Origin of the sequence: Chiayiivirga flava (genome assembly GCF_014202825.1) — a bacterium.
Taxonomy (GTDB): Bacteria; Pseudomonadota; Gammaproteobacteria; order Xanthomonadales; family Xanthomonadaceae; genus Chiayiivirga; species Chiayiivirga flava.
Genome location: NZ_JACHHP010000002.1, coordinates 320,263 through 338,535 on the forward strand (window position 1 = coordinate 320,263; position 18,273 = coordinate 338,535).

General features: G+C 69.3%; 15 protein-coding genes. 9 read left to right on the forward strand and 6 right to left on the reverse strand.

The genetic code is table 11. The annotated features are described in order from the left end of the window. The first annotated feature begins 305 nt into the window (after positions 1 to 305). Positions 306 to 1,328, forward strand: a complete 1,023-nt coding sequence (locus tag HNQ52_RS05900) for a DUF2333 family protein (RefSeq protein WP_183960190.1) — start codon at positions 306 to 308, stop codon at positions 1,326 to 1,328. A 92-nt stretch (positions 1,329 to 1,420) separates the two neighbouring features. Here the strand turns inward: HNQ52_RS05900 and ppa are convergent, their stop codons facing one another. Together ppa and HNQ52_RS05910 are read right to left on the reverse strand one after the other, a co-directional pair. Beyond that, entirely contained in the window at positions 1,421 to 1,969 is a 549-nt protein-coding gene (ppa, locus tag HNQ52_RS05905; RefSeq protein ID WP_183960191.1) for an inorganic diphosphatase, read from the reverse strand. A 378-nt stretch (positions 1,970 to 2,347) separates the two neighbouring features. Further along, on the reverse strand, positions 2,348 to 3,040 hold the full coding sequence (locus tag HNQ52_RS05910) for a ComF family protein (protein ID WP_183960192.1): 693 nt from the start codon (positions 3,038 to 3,040) through the stop codon (positions 2,348 to 2,350). Between the two features lie 86 nt (positions 3,041 to 3,126). Between HNQ52_RS05910 and bioB the strand changes: the two genes are divergently transcribed. The 5 genes from bioB (at position 3,127) to HNQ52_RS05935 (ending at position 9,116) form a co-directional block, all read left to right on the forward strand. Next, entirely contained in the window at positions 3,127 to 4,149 is a 1,023-nt protein-coding gene (gene bioB / locus HNQ52_RS05915; RefSeq protein ID WP_183960193.1) for a biotin synthase BioB, read from the forward strand. A gap of 11 nt (positions 4,150 to 4,160) precedes the next feature. Then, entirely contained in the window at positions 4,161 to 5,372 is a 1,212-nt protein-coding gene (gene bioF / locus HNQ52_RS05920; RefSeq protein WP_425486477.1) for an 8-amino-7-oxononanoate synthase, read from the forward strand. Position 5,373: 1 nt separating this feature from the next. Further along, positions 5,374 to 6,141, forward strand: a complete 768-nt coding sequence (gene bioH / locus HNQ52_RS05925) for a pimeloyl-ACP methyl ester esterase BioH (protein WP_183960194.1) — start codon at positions 5,374 to 5,376, stop codon at positions 6,139 to 6,141. A gap of 268 nt (positions 6,142 to 6,409) precedes the next feature. Continuing rightward, on the forward strand, positions 6,410 to 7,297 hold the full coding sequence (bioC, locus tag HNQ52_RS05930; protein ID WP_183960195.1) for a malonyl-ACP O-methyltransferase BioC: 888 nt from the start codon (positions 6,410 to 6,412) through the stop codon (positions 7,295 to 7,297). A gap of 157 nt (positions 7,298 to 7,454) precedes the next feature. Beyond that, on the forward strand, positions 7,455 to 9,116 hold the full coding sequence (locus HNQ52_RS05935) for a hypothetical protein (protein ID WP_183960196.1): 1,662 nt from the start codon (positions 7,455 to 7,457) through the stop codon (positions 9,114 to 9,116). A gap of 93 nt (positions 9,117 to 9,209) precedes the next feature. Here HNQ52_RS05935 and HNQ52_RS05940 read toward each other — a convergent pair whose 3' ends face one another. After that, entirely contained in the window at positions 9,210 to 10,496 is a 1,287-nt protein-coding gene (locus tag HNQ52_RS05940; protein ID WP_183960197.1) for an acetyl-CoA C-acetyltransferase, read from the reverse strand. Between the two features lie 89 nt (positions 10,497 to 10,585). Next, positions 10,586 to 11,512, reverse strand: a complete 927-nt coding sequence (locus HNQ52_RS05945; RefSeq protein WP_183960198.1) for a lysophospholipid acyltransferase family protein — start codon at positions 11,510 to 11,512, stop codon at positions 10,586 to 10,588. A 98-nt stretch (positions 11,513 to 11,610) separates the two neighbouring features. On the opposite strand from HNQ52_RS05945, the gene HNQ52_RS05950 reads away from it, so the two are divergent. The 3 genes from HNQ52_RS05950 to HNQ52_RS05960 all read left to right on the forward strand — a co-directional run bounded on the left by HNQ52_RS05950 (position 11,611) and on the right by HNQ52_RS05960 (position 16,547). Next, entirely contained in the window at positions 11,611 to 12,477 is an 867-nt protein-coding gene (locus HNQ52_RS05950) for a hypothetical protein (RefSeq protein ID WP_183960199.1), read from the forward strand. Next, a complete protein-coding gene (locus HNQ52_RS05955) occupies positions 12,467 to 14,278 on the forward strand; it encodes an NHL repeat-containing protein (RefSeq protein WP_183960200.1) in 1,812 nt (603 codons plus the stop codon). The genes HNQ52_RS05950 and HNQ52_RS05955 overlap by 11 nt, the downstream gene beginning before the upstream one ends. Before the next feature lie 190 nt (positions 14,279 to 14,468). Beyond that, positions 14,469 to 16,547 carry a DUF7452 domain-containing protein gene (locus HNQ52_RS05960; RefSeq protein WP_183960201.1) on the forward strand — a complete coding sequence of 693 codons (2,079 nt, stop codon included), beginning with the start codon at positions 14,469 to 14,471 and terminating at the stop codon, positions 16,545 to 16,547. 6 nt (positions 16,548 to 16,553) lie between these two features. Here HNQ52_RS05960 and HNQ52_RS05965 read toward each other — a convergent pair whose 3' ends face one another. Together HNQ52_RS05965 and HNQ52_RS05970 are read right to left on the reverse strand one after the other, a co-directional pair. After that, the gene (locus tag HNQ52_RS05965; protein WP_183960202.1) at positions 16,554 to 16,994 is read right to left on the reverse strand and encodes a nuclear transport factor 2 family protein; all 441 of its coding nucleotides are present in this window, start codon (positions 16,992 to 16,994) and stop codon (positions 16,554 to 16,556) included. Positions 16,995 to 17,138: 144 nt separating this feature from the next. Next, entirely contained in the window at positions 17,139 to 18,215 is a 1,077-nt protein-coding gene (locus HNQ52_RS05970; RefSeq protein ID WP_183960203.1) for a PA0069 family radical SAM protein, read from the reverse strand. Between the last annotated feature and the right edge of the window lie 58 nt (positions 18,216 to 18,273).

Genomic DNA, 18,273 nt, shown 5'->3' on the forward strand with positions numbered 1-18,273 from the left:
TTCCCAAGTCCGAAGTGCGAGCAGCGCGACCGATTAAATCCTTCTCCCGCGCAGCGAGGAAAGGGTGACGCCGGTTGCCACCGGCGGAACGCAGGCGGAAGGGGGGCTTTGTACAGCACGAATACCATCGCGCCCCCGGTCTGGCAGCGCTGCGCTCCCGGCGCAACCAAGTCACGCCGCGTCCACACACGCGTCCTGACAGGCACGCAGCCCGCCGACGCTTGCGCTAACCTCACGATCGCGTGCCGGCATCCGCCGCGCGATCCAACGATTTTCAGCCGGCCCGCGCCGGCCAAGGACCGTCCATGAACTCGGCCATCCCCGCCCGCACCGGCAACCGTTCGCACCTGTGGATCCGCATTGCCACGGTGTTGCTCGCGGTGCTGATCCTGGTGACGCTCGCGCTGATGTGGTGGTGGGACCACGAGCCGGACACCTTCGATCCGGTCGCCCACGCGCAGGAGCGCGCCGCCGCGCGCGGGCAACCGGTGGTCACGGGCACGATCACCACCGAAACGCTGATCCGCGTCACCGGCACCCTGCTCGACAAGCGCGGCGGCTACCTGTCCAACGACGTGATGCCGCCCGGTCTGTTCATGGACAACGTGCCGAACTGGGAATTCGGCGTGCTGGTGCAGACGCGCGACTTCGCCAAGGCCCTGCGCAACGAGTTCAGCCGCTCGCAGACCCAGAGCACCGAAGATCCGGACCTCATGGAGGCCGACCCGCTGTATTCGTCGCCGAACGACCGCTGGCTGCTGCCGTCTTCCGAAGGCCAGTACCGCAAGGCGGCCGCCCACATCGACGGATACCTGGCGCGCCTGACCGATGCCGACCCGTACAACGCCCAGTTCTACGCCCGCGCCGACAACCTCGCCGACTGGCTGGCGGTGGTGGAAAAACGCCTGGGCTCGCTCTCGCAGCGGCTGTCGGCAAGCGTGGGGCAGGAGCGCGTGGACACCGATCTCGGGAACGATCCCAGTGCCCGGCAATCCACGCCCGGCGCCGCCGAGCGCAATGTCCGCACGCCGTGGTCGCAGGTGGACGACGTGTTCTACGAAGCGCGCGGTTCCACCTGGGCGCTGCTGCAGTTCCTGCGCGCGGTGGAACACGATTTCGAGCCGGTGCTGCGCGACAAGAACGCACTCGTCAGCCTGCAGCAGATCATCCGCGAGCTGGAGGAATCGCAGCATTCGCTCGGCAGCCCGGTCGTGCTCAACGGCAGTCCGTTCGGCTTCTTCGCCAACCATTCGCTGGTGATGGCGAACTACGTCTCGCGCGCGAACGCGGCGATCATCGATCTGCGGCAGTTGCTCGAACGCGGCTGAGCCTCGCTTCGTGATTCGCCAGCAGCGCAGACACCAGCGGCTGCGTTGCCCGCTTTACCGAATCACGAATTGCGAATCCCGAATCCCGGCCCTCAGAACTTCGGCTTGTCCGTCGCCTCGCTGAAACGCACCTGCGAATCGAGGATTTCCTTTTTCGCCGCGGCGGCGTTTTCCCAGCCTTCGATCCGCACCCACTTGCCCTTCTCCAGGTCCTTGTAGTGCTCGAAGAAGTGGCCGATGCGTTCGAGCCAGTGCGGCGAGACCTGGCCGATGTCGGAAATGTGCGAGTAGCCGCCGAACACCTTTTCCACCGGCACGGCGAGGATCTTGGTGTCGGTGCCGGCCTCGTCGGTCATCTGCAGCATGCCGACCGGGCGGCAGCGGATCGCGGCACCGGGGATCAGCGGCAACGGCAGGATCACCAGCACGTCGACCGGATCGCCGTCGCCGCACAGGGTGCGCGGCACGTAGCCGTAGTTGCACGGATAGCGCATGGGCGTGGACAGGATGCGGTCGACGAAGATCGCGCCGGAGGCCTTGTCCACCTCGTACTTGACCGGCTCGGCATCCTTCGGGATTTCGATGATGACGTTGATCTCGTCCGGCACATTGCGGCCGGCGTCGACGAGGTCCAGACCCATGACATTTGCTCCTGCGAAGTCGGTTTCGCGGCGCAAACCAGCCGCGCGCGGTAGCGCAACAGGATACGACAATCGATGTTGCGGTGCATCATGGCGGCGTCGGCACCTGACGCATTCGCGCTCCGGGATGGCGTCGCGGCGGGGTGCTGTCCGCCCGCTCCGCGATGCCGTATGTCCGTCCTTCCGGCGTTCGACCGCTGGTGGCAAGGTAACGCCGCGCGCCCCCTCCGTCGTCCCGGCGAACGCCGGGACGACGGGTTTTGAGGCGGTCCTAGGCACGAGCCAATCGGCGCCGACGTTGGAATGGCTGCGCTCAAATCGTCCGGGATCGGCGGGGAGCGTTGCGGGAAGAAAGGTCGCGATCGAGCGCGTCGCGCCTCACGGCGCCCGCGCGACCGCACCCACGTGCACCACCGCCGCGCCCGCATCGAGCAGCGTCGCGGCGGCCTCGCGCACGGTCGTCGTCGTGGTCACCACGTCGTCGAGCAGCAGGATCCGCGCACCGGACAGGTCGCCGGCGGCGGCAAACGCGCCACGCACGTTGCGTCGCCGCGCCGCGCCGTCGAGTTCGCTCTGCGCCGCGGTGGCACGGGTGCGGTGCAGCAGTCCGGGGGCGAGCCGCAATCCGAGCCGACGCGCGACCGGGCGCGCCAGCTCCAGCGTCTGGTTGTAGCCGCGCTGCGCGAGCCGCCGGCGGTGCAGGGGCACCGGCACGATGAAGTCCAGGCCCTGCACGCGGCCCGCCAGCGCGGCGCCGAGCACGTCCGCCAGCAGCCGCCCGCTGGCCAGATCGGCGTGGAACTTGAAGCGCGTCAGCAGCCGATCCACCGGCGCCGCATACAGCAGCGGCGCCACCGTGGCGGCGAACCCGGGTGGCCGGCGCTGGCAGATGCCGCAGTCGGGCGCGGGTGCCGGCAGCGGCAGCGCGCAGCGTGCGCAACAGGCGCGATTCCACGGCAACTCGCCGCGACAGGCCGCGCACAGGTCGGCATCGGCGCCGGCCGCGCCGCACACGAGACAGCGCGGCGGCAGCAGGGCCGCGCCCACCCGCGCGAACGATTCGCCCAGCATCCTTGCGAGCCTGCGGTTGACAGTCCTGACCCCGCTTTCCAGACTTGCCCCACTTTGCCAGTCCGGCCGCCCCGGATCGAGTCCCCATGCATTCCACGCCTCTGCGCCACGACTGGCGCCGCGACGACGTCGTCGCGCTGTTCGACCTGCCCTTCAACGACCTGCTCTTTCGCGCCGCCGCCGCGCACCGCGAGCACTTCGACCCGAACCGGGTGCAGATCTCCACCCTGCTGTCGGTGAAGACCGGCGGCTGTCCGGAAGACTGCGCCTACTGCCCGCAGGCGCAGCGCTACAGCACCGGCGTCAAGGCGCACAAGCTCATGAGCACCGAGGAGGTGCTGGAGAAGGCACGCGCGGCCAAGGCGGCCGGTGCCTCGCGCTTCTGCATGGGCGCCGCGTGGCGCTCGCCGAAAGACCGCGACGTGGAAAAGGTGGCCGAGATGATCCGCGGCGTGCGCGCGCTGGGGCTCGAAACCTGCGCCACGCTCGGCATGCTGAGCGAGCCGCAGGCGCAGGCGCTCAAGTCCGCGGGCCTGGACTACTACAACCACAACCTCGACACCGCGCCCGAGTTCTACGGCGAGGTGATCCGGACGCGCGAATACCAGGACCGCCTCGATACGCTCGAGCATGTCCGCAATTCAGGCATGAAGACCTGCTGCGGCGGCATCGTCGGCATGGGCGAGTCGCGCGAGCAGCGCGCCGGCCTGCTGCAGACGCTCGCCAACCTGCCCGAGCATCCGCAGTCGGTGCCGATCAACCGCCTCGTGCAGGTGGACGGCACGCCGCTCGCCGGCACCGTCGAACTCGATCCGTTCGAATTCGTGCGCACCATCGCCGTCGCACGGCTGCTGATGCCGCAATCGATGGTGCGGCTGTCGGCGGGCCGCGAAACGATGAGCGACGAATTGCAGGCGCTGTGTTTCCTGGCCGGCGCCAATTCGATCTTCCACGGCGAAAAGCTGCTGACCACGGCCAATCCCGAGGCCGAAAAGGACCGCGCCCTGTTCGCACGCCTCGGCCTGGAACCGATGCCGGTCGCACACGAGCCCGGCACGGTGCACGCGGACATCTGCACGCCGACCGCGCCGGTCGAACGCGCGGCCTGAGCCACGTCGCGATGGACGGAGCCGACCGCAGCGCGCGCCCGTCGTGGAGCGATCGGCTGCGCCGCGACGCGCTGGCACGCGAAGCCACCGCGATGCGTCGCCACGTTCGGCAGGTGCAGCAGCGCGACGGCGTCTTCGTGCACGTGGACGGCCGTCGCCTCGTCAACTTCAGCAGCAACGATTACCTCGGCCTCGCGCAGCACCTGGACCTCACCGCCGCGCTGCAGGAATGCGCCGCCTACAGCGGCGTCGGCAGCACCGCGTCGCATCTGGTCTGCGGCCACCACCGCGAACATGTCCGGCTGGAGGAGCTTGCCGCCGAGTGGCAGAAGTATCCGCGCGCGCTGCTGTTCGGCTCGGGCTATCTGGCCAACCTCGGCGTGCTGCAGGCGCTGCTGCGCGATGGCGACCTCTGCGTGCAGGACAAGCTCAACCACGCCTGCCTGCTCGACGGCGCACGTTTCTCCGGCGCCGACCTCAAGCGCTACCCGCACCTCGACCTCGATGCCGCGCAGCGTCAGCTGCGCACGCGCCCCGACGCCACGGCGCTGATCGCCAGCGACGGCGTCTTCAGCATGGACGGCGACCTCGCGCCACTGCCGCTGCTCGCGCTGCTCGCGCGCAGCGAGGACGCGCTGCTCTACATCGACGACGCCCACGGCGTCGGCGTGATCGGCCCCTACGGCCGCGGCAGCGTCGCGCAGGCGGGCCTGGGCGTGCGCGATGTGCCGCTGCAGATGATCACGCTGGGCAAGGCGCTCGGCGGCTACGGCGCCCTCGTGCTCGGCACCGAGGAACTGATCGAGGCCATCGCACAGCGCGCGCGACCGTATCTGTTCACCACCGCGTTGCCGCCGGCGCTGGCCGCGGCGAGCTGCGCGGCGATCGAGCTCGTGCGCGGCGAAAGCTGGCGACGCCTCAAGCTGAGCGCGCTGGTCAAGCGCTTTCGTCGTGGCGCCGCGCAGCTGGGCCTGCCGCTGCTCGATTCCGGCACGCCGATCCAGCCGATCGTGCTGGGCGAAAACCAGGCCGCGCTCGATGCCTCGATCGCGCTCGAGCGCGCCGGCTTCCTCGTTGCCGCGATCCGTCCGCCGACGGTCGCGCCCGGCTCGGCGCGCCTGCGCGTGACGCTGAGCGCGGCGCACGAGGAAACGCAGATCGACGCCTTGCTCGATGCGCTGGAGAAATGCTGCAAGCCGCGCAACACGGCTGCAGCGGGCTGACGTGTTCATCGAATCGATCGGCCAGGGTCCGGCGCTGGTCCTGATCCACGGCTGGGCGATGCACGCCGGCATCTTCGCGCCGCTGACGGCGCGGCTGGCCGAGCGGTTCGAGGTGTTCCTCGTCGACCTGCCGGGTCACGGCCGCAGCGCGGAACGCGATGTCGTCTTCGACCCGCTCGACTGCGCCACGCGCATCGCCGCGCAGGTGCCGGCGGCAACATGGGTCGGCTGGTCGCTCGGGGGGCTCGTCGCGCTGCACGCGGCGCTGTCGCAACCTCGGAAAGTGACGACGCTGGTCGAGATCGCCGCGAACCCGCGCTTCGTGCTGGCCGACGACTGGCCGCACGGCGTCGACGCAGCGGTGTTCAGGCAATTCGCCGACGGCCTGCGCGACGACTGGAAACGCACCATCGAACGGTTCCTCGCGTTGGAGGCGCACGGCTCGGAACGCATGCAGGCGGAGTTGCGCGAGTTGAAGGCGAACGTGTTCGCACGCGGCGAGCCGGCGCTGTCGGTGCTGCAGGACGGCTTGCGCACGCTCGATCGCAGCGATCTGCGTGCAGAGCTGCCGCGGCTTGCGATGCCGTCGCTGTGGATCGCGGGACGGCGCGACCGCCTCGTGCCGCCGGCCGCAATGCAGTGGGCGGCGGCGCAGGCACCGCGCGGGGAGTTCCTCGAGGTCTCGGCGGGTCATGCGCCGTTCCTCACCCATCCGGAGCGCGTGGCAGGCGCGATCGACGCCTTCGCGGCCGGACACGCGGCCGTCTGACCGATTGCACGCTGTCGACAGCGCACACCGTCGCCCCGCATCGCCCCTCTCCCCGTCGTCCCGGCGAAAGCCGGGACCCAGCGGCGTTTTCTTGGTTTTGCCGTCAACGCAGAACGCAAACCGAGCCACGTCACTGGGTCCCGGCTTTCGCCGGGACGACGGCGAGAGTCGCGAGCATGCAACGCATCGCTGCCCGACCTGACGACGCCGCAACGCGCACGGCAGCGACACCGTGGCGCCGCGACGCGCGGGTACAATGCCGCGCTCCATGCCCTCCCCGTTCGACTCCCGCCAGATCCGCCGCGCCTTCGGCCGCGCCGCGTCCGCCTACAGCGCGACCGCGGTGCTGCAGCGCGAAGTCGAATCGCGCCTGCTCGAACAACTCGACTACGCGAAAACGCCACCGAAGCGCATCCTCGACCTCGGTGCCGGCCCCGGTCGCGCCAGTGCCGCGCTGAAGCAGCGCTGGCCAAAGGCGCACGTCATCGCGCTCGATCTGGCGTTGCCGATGCTCGTCGAAGCACGCAGGCACGCCGGCTGGTGGCGCCCGAAGTTCTCGCGCGTCAACGCCGACGCCAGCGCCGTGCCGCTGTCCGACGGCAGCGTCGATGTCATCTTCTCGAACCTCTGCATGCAGTGGATTCCCGACCTGCCCGCGCTGTTCGCCGAATGGCGTCGCGTGCTGTCGCCCGGCGGCCTGCTGCTGTGCTCGACGTTCGGCCCCGACACGCTGCACGAACTGCGAGAAGCGTTCGCCCACGCCGACGACGAGGAACACGTGAGCCCGTTCGCGCCGATCCAGACCGTCGGCGACGCGATGCTCGCCGCCGGCTTCCGCGACCCGGTGCTCGACGGCGATACCTTCACGCTGACGTACGCCGACGCGATGACGCTGATGCGCGAACTGCACGGCATCGGCGCCGGCAACGCGCTCGCAGCGCGGCGGCGCACGCTCACCGGCAAGCAGCGCCTGCGGCGTGCGGTGGAAGCGTACGAGGCCTTCCGCCAGCCGGACACGCGCCTGCCGGCCACCTACGAGGTGATCTACGCGCACGCCTTCGGCCCCGAACCGGGCCAGCCGCGCCGCGGTGGCCGCGACGGCGAGGTCGCCGCCGTGCCGATCGACCGCATCCGCATCCGGCGACGGGTCGGATGAACGCGTTCGCGCGGTCGCTGACAAGACCCTCCGCCGTTCGACCGTTTCGCAGCTGCCATGCCTGAGCCCTGACGCTCCGGACTGCGTATGCAGGTGAAGGTGCCCCGCTGATTCGGTTTTCTACGGGCATCTTCGCCCACCGACGACGGAGTCGCTCATGAATCTGCCCCTGTTTCGCACCGCCACGGCGGTATTTGCGCTTGGCGCGTGTTGTGCTGCGCATGCCGTACCCTCAGGCACCCTCGATCCCACGTTCGACGCCGACGGCATGCAAACCACCGCGTTCGACCTCGCCGGCACCCTTGTCGACACCTTCGGCAACGACGACGATCTGACCGCGTTGACCATGGCCCCCGGCGGCAGGATGTATCTCACCGGACTCGTGCGTCGGGAGGGAGCCGATATCGCGATCGGCGTGACGCGCATGCGCTACGACGGGGCGATCGACCCTGCGTTCGGCGACGGCGGTCGTGTCGTCCTTGACGTCGTCCAGGGCAGGAATGCCGCGCTGGCGACGGCGCTTCAGCAGGACGGAAAGCTGCTCGTCGCCGGCTGGGCGCTGGCAACAGGAGAAACGACGAACCGGACCCTGCTCTGCCGGCTCCTGCCGTCCGGCACGCCGGACAGCACGTTCGGCGATCCGGAAACGCCCGGTTGCCGGCTGTTCGGCGCCAACCAGGCCGCGCATGCGCTCTACGTGCAACAGGACGGGCGCATCGTCGTGGCCGCGGACCGCAAGTCCGTGGGCTCGCTGTTGCTGCGGCTGGAGCCCGACGGCAGCGACGACGAAACATTCGGCGACAACGGCACGGCGTTGCTCACCGGCGCATACGCCGATTCCGGACTGGTCTCGATCGACGTTGCGCCGAATGGCGACCTGATTGCTGCAGGACGCGTGCGCCTGGATCCCGACGACGAAGACGACGTGCTGCTGTTCCGCGTCGACCCGAACGGTGCGCCGAATGAAGCGTTCGGTGCCGACGGGGCAAAAGTGATCGCGATCAACGCAGGATCGTCCCCGGGCCGCAAGGACGATGTGGCGACGCGCGTGCACGCGCTGTCCGACGGGTCGCTGCTCGTCACGGGCTATGTGTCTTCCGACAACAACCCCGATGCCGGCCCCGCCCTGTCGCACACCCTGCTTGCCCTCAAGCTTGGACCGGACGGCGAACTGGATCCCTCGTTCGACGGAGGCATCCGCCTGTACGATCCATGCGCGACTGCATGCTCCAGCGAGTCGCGCGATTCCGTCGTGCTGCCCGATGGCCGCATCGTGCTGGCAGGCTTCACACGAACGCCGACCAGCGAATCGTCGGATTTCCTGGCCCTGCAGCTGTCGCCGACCGGCGATGCGGATCCGGGCTTCGGCAACGGCCAGGGAGTGGCATCGGTCGATTTTGCGCTGATCGACGAGGACTTGTCTGCGGACAGGGCCCAACAGGTGGCGCTGGATGGCGCCCGTCTCGTTCTCGCAGGCAGCGCGGTGCTGCCTCCGATCGATCCCAACCCGTGGGCACAGACCGACTTCGCGGTGGCGCGCCTGGACCACGGTCTCGACACGACGTTTTTCGATGTTTCCGTCGACATCGCCGGCAACGGCACGAGCACGCCTCCGGGCGCACAGGATGTCACGCACAGCGATCACGTCGAGTTCGACCTGACGCCGGCGCCGGGTGAGATGATCGTCTCGGCGGAAGGCTGCGGTGGCGCGCTGTATGGGTCGGTCTACACCACGGGCGCCATCGTCGCGGACTGCACGATCACCGTGGTGTTCGGCCAGAAGCCCGCCGCACTGTTTGCCGACGGGTTCGAGGAATAGCGGGACCGGCCGGGACCGGAGTCGGAAGTTGTCGACTCCGGTTCCGGAGAATCGGATTCCCGGTGCCTGAAGCGCCGGGAACGTGCCACAGTCTCAGCGTTCGATGATCGCCGTCACGCCCATGCCGCCGGCGGTGCAGATCGAGATCAGGCCGCGGCCGGAGCCTTTTTCTTCCAGCAGCTTCGCGAGCGTGGCGACGATGCGCGCGCCGGTCGCGGCGAACGGGTGGCCCACGGCCAGCGACGAACCGACCACGTTGAGTTTGGCCGGATCGATGCTGCCGAGCGGTGCGGCAAGTCCCAGCCGATCGCGGCAGAAGGTCTCCGATTCCCACGCCCGCAGCGTGCACAACACCTGCGCGGCGAACGCTTCGTGGATTTCGAAGAAGTCAAAATCGGCGAAGGTCAGCTTGTTGCGCGCGAGCATCTGCGGCACGGCCCACGCCGGTGCCATCAACAGGCCTTCGCCGTGCACGAAATCCACCGCCGCCACCTGCGAATCGGTGATCCACGCCTGCACCTTCAGCCCGCGCGACGTGGCCCATTCCTCGGTGCCGAGCAGTACGGCGCTCGCGCCGTCGGTCAGCGGCGTGGAGTTGCCGGCGGTCAGCGTGCCCTTGCCCGAGGTCTTGTCGAACGCGGGTTTGAGCGTGGCGAGTTTTTCCGGCGTTGTGTCCGGGCGCAGGATGTTGTCGCGCTCCACGCCGCGGAACGGCACCACCAGGTCGCGGAAGAAGCCGCGCTCGTACGCGGCGGCGGCCTTGCGGTGCGAGTCGTAGGCGAGCTGGTCCTGGTCGGCACGGGAGATGTTCCACTCCTTCGCCATCATCTCGCAGTGTTCGCCCATGCTCTTGCCGGTGCGCGGTTCGCCCACGCCGGGGAACTCGGGCTTGATCTCGCGCCACGAGAAGCCCTTGAACGCCTTCATGCGGTCGCCGAAGGTGCGCGCCATGTTGAGGTTGAGCAGGCGGCGGCGGAATTCGCGGCTGACGGCGATCGGCACGTCGGACGTGGTATCCGAACCGCCACCGATGCCGGCCTCGATCTGGCCGACGGCGATCTTGTTGGCGATGGCCACCACCGTGTCGAGGCTGGTGCCGCAGGCGCGCTGCATGGTGATGCCGGGCGTGGTCGGCGCCAGGCCCGACGACAGCGTGGCCTCGCGCCCGATGTTCCAGTCCGACGAGTGCTTCAGCACCGCACCCATCGCCACTTCCCCCAGGTGCTGGCCGTGCAGGCCGAAGCGTTCGACCAGCGCGCCGAGCGTGCGGATCGACATGCCGAGGTTGCCGACATCCGAGTAGGCGGTGTTGTTGCGGACGAAGGGGATGCGCACGCCGCCGATGATTCCGACGGGGCGCAGGGCGCGGTTCTTGGCCATTCTGGGGACTCGTGGCAACAGCGGAAGTGCGTCGATCCGGGATGATAACGCAGCCCCATACGCCGGCGGACGGTGATCGACGCCGCGGGTCAGGCGGGGTGCGGGTTGCGCGGCACTGGCGACGGCACGGATGCCGCAGCCGGGGCGAACCACGCCGGCATCGCCGGCCACAGCGTGAATCCCCACGAGCGTTCGCGTAGCAGTGATTGCCAGTAGTCGACGATGTGCTGCAGCAAGGCCGGATCGTGCGGGTCGAACGGACCGGCCACGCGCTGGTCGCGACGGCCGGTGACCGGATCCAGGCCGAGCGTGAACAGCACCACCGGCACGTTGGCGCGGCGCGCGATCAGCAGCAGGCCTTCGGCAAACACCGCGGGCCGGTCGAACAGCGTCACCGGCACGCCGAGCGCGGTTTCGGTGGGTGGCACGTCCGGCGTGCCGCACACCCAGCGGCCTGCGGCGAGGGTTTCGAGCGCGCGCTTGACCGTGCCCGGGGCATAGATCAGCGGATTGCCGGAGGCGCGCGCCAGTTCGCGCAGGCGGATGTGGCCGTAGAGGTAGCCCAGCCGCGCGCCGCCCATCGACCGCGTGCTGAAGCGCCCGGCCAGCACCGAGGCGCGCGGCCCGCTGGCCTTCAGCGCACGCGCGCCCCAGAGCCCGGCGCACCAGTGGAAGAAGACGCCGACGGCCGGACCGTCGAGCGCGGGAAACGGCTGCCGCACGTCGACATGCCGGCGCAGCCAGCCATCGCCGCGCAGCCGGCTGGTCCAGAAATCGGCGTGGTCCACGGCGCGCGACAGGCGATAGAGGTGCGCCCAGCGTGCCTCGTCGTCGATCGGCACGAAGCGCCTGGCCTGCGCCAGCGCGGGTCGCCACTCCTCTTCGTACAGGCCCGGATACCGCACCGCGAAACGCAGCAGACGGAACGCGATCGGCCACGGCAGCACGGCGGCGATACCCGGCAGCAGGAAGTATTCGAGCAGGCTGCGCAGTTCGAGGCGGAGCGAGTGGAGCATCGTGGCGATCGGTCGCTCGGGAATGGACGGAGGTCGATGGTACTGTAGCGAGTCACCGCAACCCGTCGCCTTTCGCGGTGTCCCGTCGCGAGCCCGTCATGTCCGCACCCCTGCACAGCTTCGGTGTCTTCGCGCTCGAGAGCGGCGCGCCACTCGCACGCGCGCTGCTCGATCGCGATGCCGCGTCGATGCTGGCCGACCATGTGTCGAACGACCTGCAGCGATTGTTGCCGGGCGTGGAACGCCTCGATCTCGCCATCGCCGCCGCGGCCTTCGATCCGGCCGAATTGCTGCGCCCGGGCTGGCCGCGGCACGCGGCGCTCGCGCAGCTGGCACTGGCCGCGCCCGGGCGCGGGGCGGCGCGCGTGCTCGGCTTCGGCGCGGCGGACGGCGCGATGCCCGCCGGCCTGCAGCCCGACGCCGCGCTGGCCGGCGGGGCGCTGCATCTGGTGCCGTTCGCGCTGCTGGGCGGTGCCGATGCGCTGGTGGCCGTCGGACGCGCGATGGAAGAACGCCTGCTCGACACCGGCATGGCCGACGCGTCCACCGCACTGTTCGCGCAGACCGCATTCGGCACGCGCCTGGAACACGTGCGCTACATGAGCGTGCACGACCTGTGCGCGCTCACCGCGATGCAATACGAACATGCCGGCCTCGGCCCGCTGTGGCCGCTGATCGAAGCCGCGCTGCTGGCGCCCGGCAGCGAGGAATGGCTCGACGCACCGCCCGAGCCGCTCGCGCGATTCGCCGACGGCGAGGTCCGCATCGCCCTGCTGGACCTGGACGCCTGGGCCGACCGCGGCTTCGCCCCCGCCGGCGTGGACGCGAACACCCTCTCGCGCCGTTTCGATGCCTTCCAGCGGCGCCAGCGGCAGTTTGCCGCGGTGCTCGGCGCGCACGGCATCGGCGTGCAGTTCGACCACTGCCCGGCGACGCGCGATCCGCGCGAGGTGCTTGGCAGCTGAGTGCCGCGTCGGGGCGGAGCACCGATCTGGGACATTTCCGCAGGGCATCTGCACGGACACGGCGAAGCGTTTGGCTGCAGATGCGCCGCAAGCTGCCGCCGCGGCGTACGGCTCTCCATACGCCCCTTCCCGACAGTTCCGTCGATGGCCGGCGTCACCGGAGTGCCGTGTCGTGATGCCTTCACACCCGCGTTTCGCCGCCGCCTGCGCGATCGTCGTTGCCGGGTTGCTGCCCGGCCACGCCGACGCAGCACCCGCCGGACACCTCGACCCCTCATTCGGCACGGGAGGCAAGACGACGGTGGCGTTGCCGGCGTCGGTGGTTGTTGCCACCTTGCCCAAACCCGGATTTGCGTTGCGGGACGCCGCGGGTCGGCTGTATCTGGCCGACAATCCCAACGCCACCAGCGACAGTCCCGTGCTGCAGATCGTCCGCCTCCATCATGACGGCACGCTCGACGCGTCCTTCGGCAACGGCGGTCTGGCGGTCACGCCCGTGCCGGAGGCGTACGGGATGTTCGGCTATCTTTCCGCGGCCGCGCTCCAGCCAGACGGGCGGCTGCTTGTAGGACTGTCCAACCCGGCGATGGTGGTCTGTCGCCTGCTTCCGTCGGGTGTGCTCGACAGCACGTTCGGCGCGTCTCAGACGCCGGGGTGCGTCGACATCGGCGGGGGCAATCTGCGTGCGCTCGCAGTGCAGGCCGATCGCCGTATCGTCGTTGCCGGTACCACATGGAATCATGAGGCACGCGTAGTCCGCCTGATGCCGGAAGGCGTGCTCGACGCGGGGTTCGGCGATGACGGTTCCGTGTTGGTCGACGGTATCGTCGACTCCGGATTCGAGGACGTGGCACTCGCCGCGAACGGCGACATTCTCGCTGCCGGATGGGTGCAAGCGTCGAACAGGGATTTCCTGGTCATGCGATTGGCTGCGGCCAACGGCCAGAAAGTGGCCGAGTTCGCTGACGGCGGCGTTGCAAGAATCGCATTCGACGCAGGCTTCGCCGACCACGATTCTGCCTATGCGATCGACGTGTCTCCCGACGGCGGAATCGTGGTCGCCGGAAACGCGCAGACTGCCCTTCCTGGATACGAACGCGCTGCCGTGGTCAAGCTCACCGACAGCGGTGCACGCGACCTGAGCTTCGGTCCCTCCGGACAGCGCGTGTTCGACCCCTGCGTCGACTATGCGTTCGGTTGCAGCATGTCGATCCGCGATGTCGCCGTGCTGCAGGACGAACGCCTCGTTCTTGCCGGGCGTGTGAGTCCCGGTTCGCAAGTGGCGTGGGATTTCCTCGCGATGCGCATTCTCGCCGATGGGACACTCGATCCCACGTTCAAGAACGACATCACACCCGGCACAAGTACCGTGGCTTTCGACCAGGGCCTGCAATACCAGTCAGACGGAGCATCCACCGTGCTCCTCGAGGGTGACCGCGTGCTGCTGACCGGTATCGCGTCCGCCGATGATCCGGACGTGCCCAACGACTATCGCGTCGATTTCGCCCTGGCACGCCTGGACCACGGCAAGAACCAGCTGTTTTCCGTGACGCCTGTGGTCGGGGCGCACGGCACGCTCATGCCGGCGGTGGCGCAGCAGGTACTGCACAGCAATCGCGCCGAGTTCGTCGTGGTGCCGGCCCCGGGCTACGCGGTCGCGACGATCGGCAAGGCACCGGGCGAGTGCGGCGGCGGCATGGACGGCGACGTCTACGTCACCGCCCCGGTGGTTGCGCACTGCACTGCCCGCATCACGTTCAAGCTGGCCAGCCCGGACGTGTTCGACGACGGCTTCGAGTGAGGTTTTCCGGGCCCGCGGCAGGGCCCGAGTGCGGTCGGGAGCGCGCCGCCACGGTTCGAGTGATCTCACCTTGCGCCCTACCGGCCTGGATTGCGTATGTCCGATCCAACCCGGCGGTTCCGTACCTCCAGCATGACCCCGCCGCCGCCGGCGGGCCTGCCGCGGGGGCGGCTTCTGCCGGAGACGACGCATGCGCTCGCTGCCCGATGTTCCACCCGTTTCCCTGTCCGCGTTCGCGCGTGCCGGGCTTCTGCTTCTCGCCGTCGCCGCCGGCCCCGCGCTGGCCGGCACCACGTCCTACGTCTGGCCCGGCACGCTGCCGTGCAACGCCACGTTGCAGGCCTGCATCGACGGCGCGGCGCCCGATGCCGAGATCGTCATCGTCACGTCCGAACCGATCGACGAGACGCTCAACATCCCCAACCGCAGCCTGACGCTGCGCGCGGCGCCGGGCGTGGACGCACAGTTCGCGCCGGGCAACAACGTGTTCATCGGCGTGGCGCCGATCAGCGGCGACGTGGTGGTGGTGCTGGAGGGGTTGACCTTCACCGACGGCTACGTGTCGGTGTCGTTCAACAATGCCGGCAACGGCGCGTTCACGCTGCGCGATCTGACCTTCCGGCAGGCGTTGCCGACGACGTTCGGCGGTTACATCGGCGTGCGTGCGCTCGGTGGCACAGTCGATGCGCGCATCGAGCGCAATCGCCTGCGCGGCCGGCCGACCGGAATCAACGCCGCGATGATCTCGCTGGAGGCCGACGGAGCCGAGCTCAACGCCCGCGTCTTCGAGAACCGGATCACGCGCGCCGGTGCCACGCCCGGCGACGGCGCAGGCATCCAGCTCAGCGCGGTGAATGGCGGCAGCGGCACGACCCGCGTGCACGGCAATACGGTGCGCGGCGGATTCTTCCGCGGCGGCGTGCATTTCAGCGAGGGGCTGGCGGCGCTGTCGCCGTCGGACTACTCGGTGCGTGCGTTCAACAACGTGGTGGTGGGACCGTCCGGTGGCGACGCGGGCGACGGCAACGGCAACGGCATCGCGATGACGGTGGATGCGGGCAGGCTGCATGCGGTGGTGGTGAACAACACCGTGACCAACGCCTCGAACGGCATTCTGGCCTTGCGCTGGGTGGGCGGGGAGCCCACGGCGCAGGTCGAGGGAACGGTGCTCAACAATGTCATCGCCGCGTTCCGCGGGCTGACGCTCTCGAGCGAGCTCGCCGCGCTGCCGACCAACGACCACAACCTCATCAACGCGGCCTCGAACGTCGCCACGCTCGGCCCAGCGACGATCACGGCACCCGCGCGGCTGCAATCGAGCGCCGTGCCGCGCCTGACGGCCGCCTCGCCCGCCATCGACGCGGCAGACACCGCAGCGCTCGGCTTGGGCATCATCCTCAATGCGCTGCCGGCCACCGATGCCGACGGCTTGCGCCGCATCAAGGGCCCCGAACCGGTATCGGCCGACATCGGTGCCTACGAGTTCGGCGACACCGCGTTCCTGCATGCGGCCGAACCGGCCACCACGTTTGCCAACGAGACCCAGATCCTGCATCCGTCCACCACATCGATGCCTGCGGCCAACGTCTTCGCGACGCCGTACCGGGCGTCGGCGTCGGTCTACGACCGGCCACTGGGCGTCTACCAGTCCGGCAGCCGATGGGCGGTGTTTTCGCAGGATGGCAGCACGATGCCGCTCGATGCGCACTTCGAGGTCTTCGTCCCGGCCGCGGGCAGCGGCACGTTCCGCCACACGGCGACCGCGGCGAACAGCTTCGGCAACTACACCAGCCTCGACAACAGCGCACTCAACGACCTGGGCGATCGCATCGTGCTGGTGACGCAGAACTGGTCGATCGCGCCAATCTACAACCCGCATCCGGTGGGGCTGTTCTGGAACGGCACGCGCTGGTTCATCGACAACATGGACGATGCGCCCATGCCGGAAAACGCGGGCTTCAACGTCTACGCGCAGGCGCCGAGCCCGAACGCGTTCCGCGTGGTGCCGGACACCGGCGCGAGCCTGATCCCGCTGCCGCATCCGCTGCTGGACGGCAATCCGTGCGCCGCGCCCCAGGTGACGCGCCAGTACGTCGGCGACGACGTCGCCAACCACTTCGCCGTGCGTTACGACGGCGGCGGCTGGCGCGTCGATACCTTCGGAACACCGGTCAGCGCGGGGACGCAGTTCCACGTGCTGGTGCTGCCGGCGCAGGCGGAAACCTGCGGTGCGGTGCTGTTCGGCGACGGTCTGGAGAGCGCGCCATAGCGACGCTCAGCGTCGCGGAGCGGGCAGCGGCGTGACGTGCGTGGCTGCCAGACGCCACACACCGTCGCGGCGGACGAAGGTGTCGGTAAAGCGCAGATCGAGCGCGAACGGCGTGTCGCCGTAGCGCCCCGCCACCGCGGTGCGACCGCTCGCGATGGCGCTGTCGCCGTGCACGATCACGTCGACATCGCTGTGGGTGTAGGTGTCGAAGTGCGGATCGCGGCGGCGGACTTCGTCCAGATCGAACGCGCGATCGGTGACCAGGCCGCGTGTGTTGGTGTGGATGTAGCGCGCGTCGAACACGCTGTCGAGAAACGCGGCATCGCCCTCGCGCCAGGCCTGCGCGATGCGGTCCGCGAGGCCACGGATCGCGTCTTCGTCCGGCCCGGCGTGAGCCGGCGCCGACACGGCCAGGGCAAGCAGGGCAGCCATCGTCCAGCGGTGCATCGTCATGGTATTCCGGTTCGCTTCGAGAGGGCCGGCGATGCTGCGGTACCGACGTTGCGCGGGCCGGTGCCGAACGTCACGCGCTGCGGCCGGACGATGTCGGTGTGCGATGACCTGCGCACAGGTGCATGGTGGATTGCGTCGCTACAGGAACAGTTCGCCCTGCGGCGACGGCTTGCGCGGCTTCACGAACTTCGTCGTGTCCAGATCGAGGTTGCGGCCGTGCTCGCCGAAGCCGGCCTTGCGCACGGCGAGGCGGAAGCGGCGCGCGGCGAGCTGCGCGAATACGCCGGTGCCGCTCTGGCGCGTGGCGAAATCGGCGTCGTAGTCCTTGCCGCCGCGCGACTGCCGGATGAGGCTCATCACGTGCGCGGCGCGATCGGGAAAGTGCAGCGCGAGCCAGTCGCGGAAGAGGTCCTTCAGTTCGTGCGGCAGGCGCAGCATGACGTAGCCGGCACTGCGCGCGCCGGCGTCCGCCGCGGCTTCGACCACGGCTTCGAGCTCCATGTCGTTGATCATCGGGATCACCGGGGCGAACATCACGCCGGTGGGCACGCCGGCATCGCGCAGGCGGCGCAGGGCCTCGATCTTGCGGTACGGGGCCGAGGCGCGCGGCTCCATGCGCGCGGCGAGCCTGTTGTCGAGCGTGGTGACCGAGAGATAGACCTTGGCAAGGTTGTCGCGCGCCATCGGCGCGAGCAGGTCGAGGTCGCGTTCGACCATCGCGTTCTTCGTGACGATGGACACCGGGTGCCGGGTCTCGTGCAGCACCTCGAGGATCTGCCGCGTGATGCGGTAGCGTTTTTCGATCGGCTGGTACGGATCAGTGTTGGCGCCGAGCGCGATCGGCGAGACGACGTAGCCGGGTCTGGCGAGTTCGGCGCGCAGCAGCTCGGCGGCGTTGGTCTTGGCGTAGAGTTTCGTCTCGAAATCGAGGCCGGGCGACAGTTCGAGATAGCTGTGCGACGGCCGCGCGTAGCAGTACGAGCAGCCGTGCTCGCAGCCGCGATACGGGTTGATCGACGCGGTAAAGCCAAGGTCCGGCGACTGGTTGTGGCTGACGATGCTGCGCGCGCGTTCGTCGGTGACGGTGGTGCGCGGCGGCGACGCCGGTTCGCCATCGACGAACCAGCCGTCGTCCTCGGCCTCGTGCCGGCGCTGGATGTAGCGGCCTTCGAGGTTCAGCGCGCTGCCGCGCCCCTTGATGCGTTCGTGCTGCATGGGGCGACCATGCTGCCCGGATGTCGCAGCGATTGCGACATGTCGCGGCGGCGCCTTT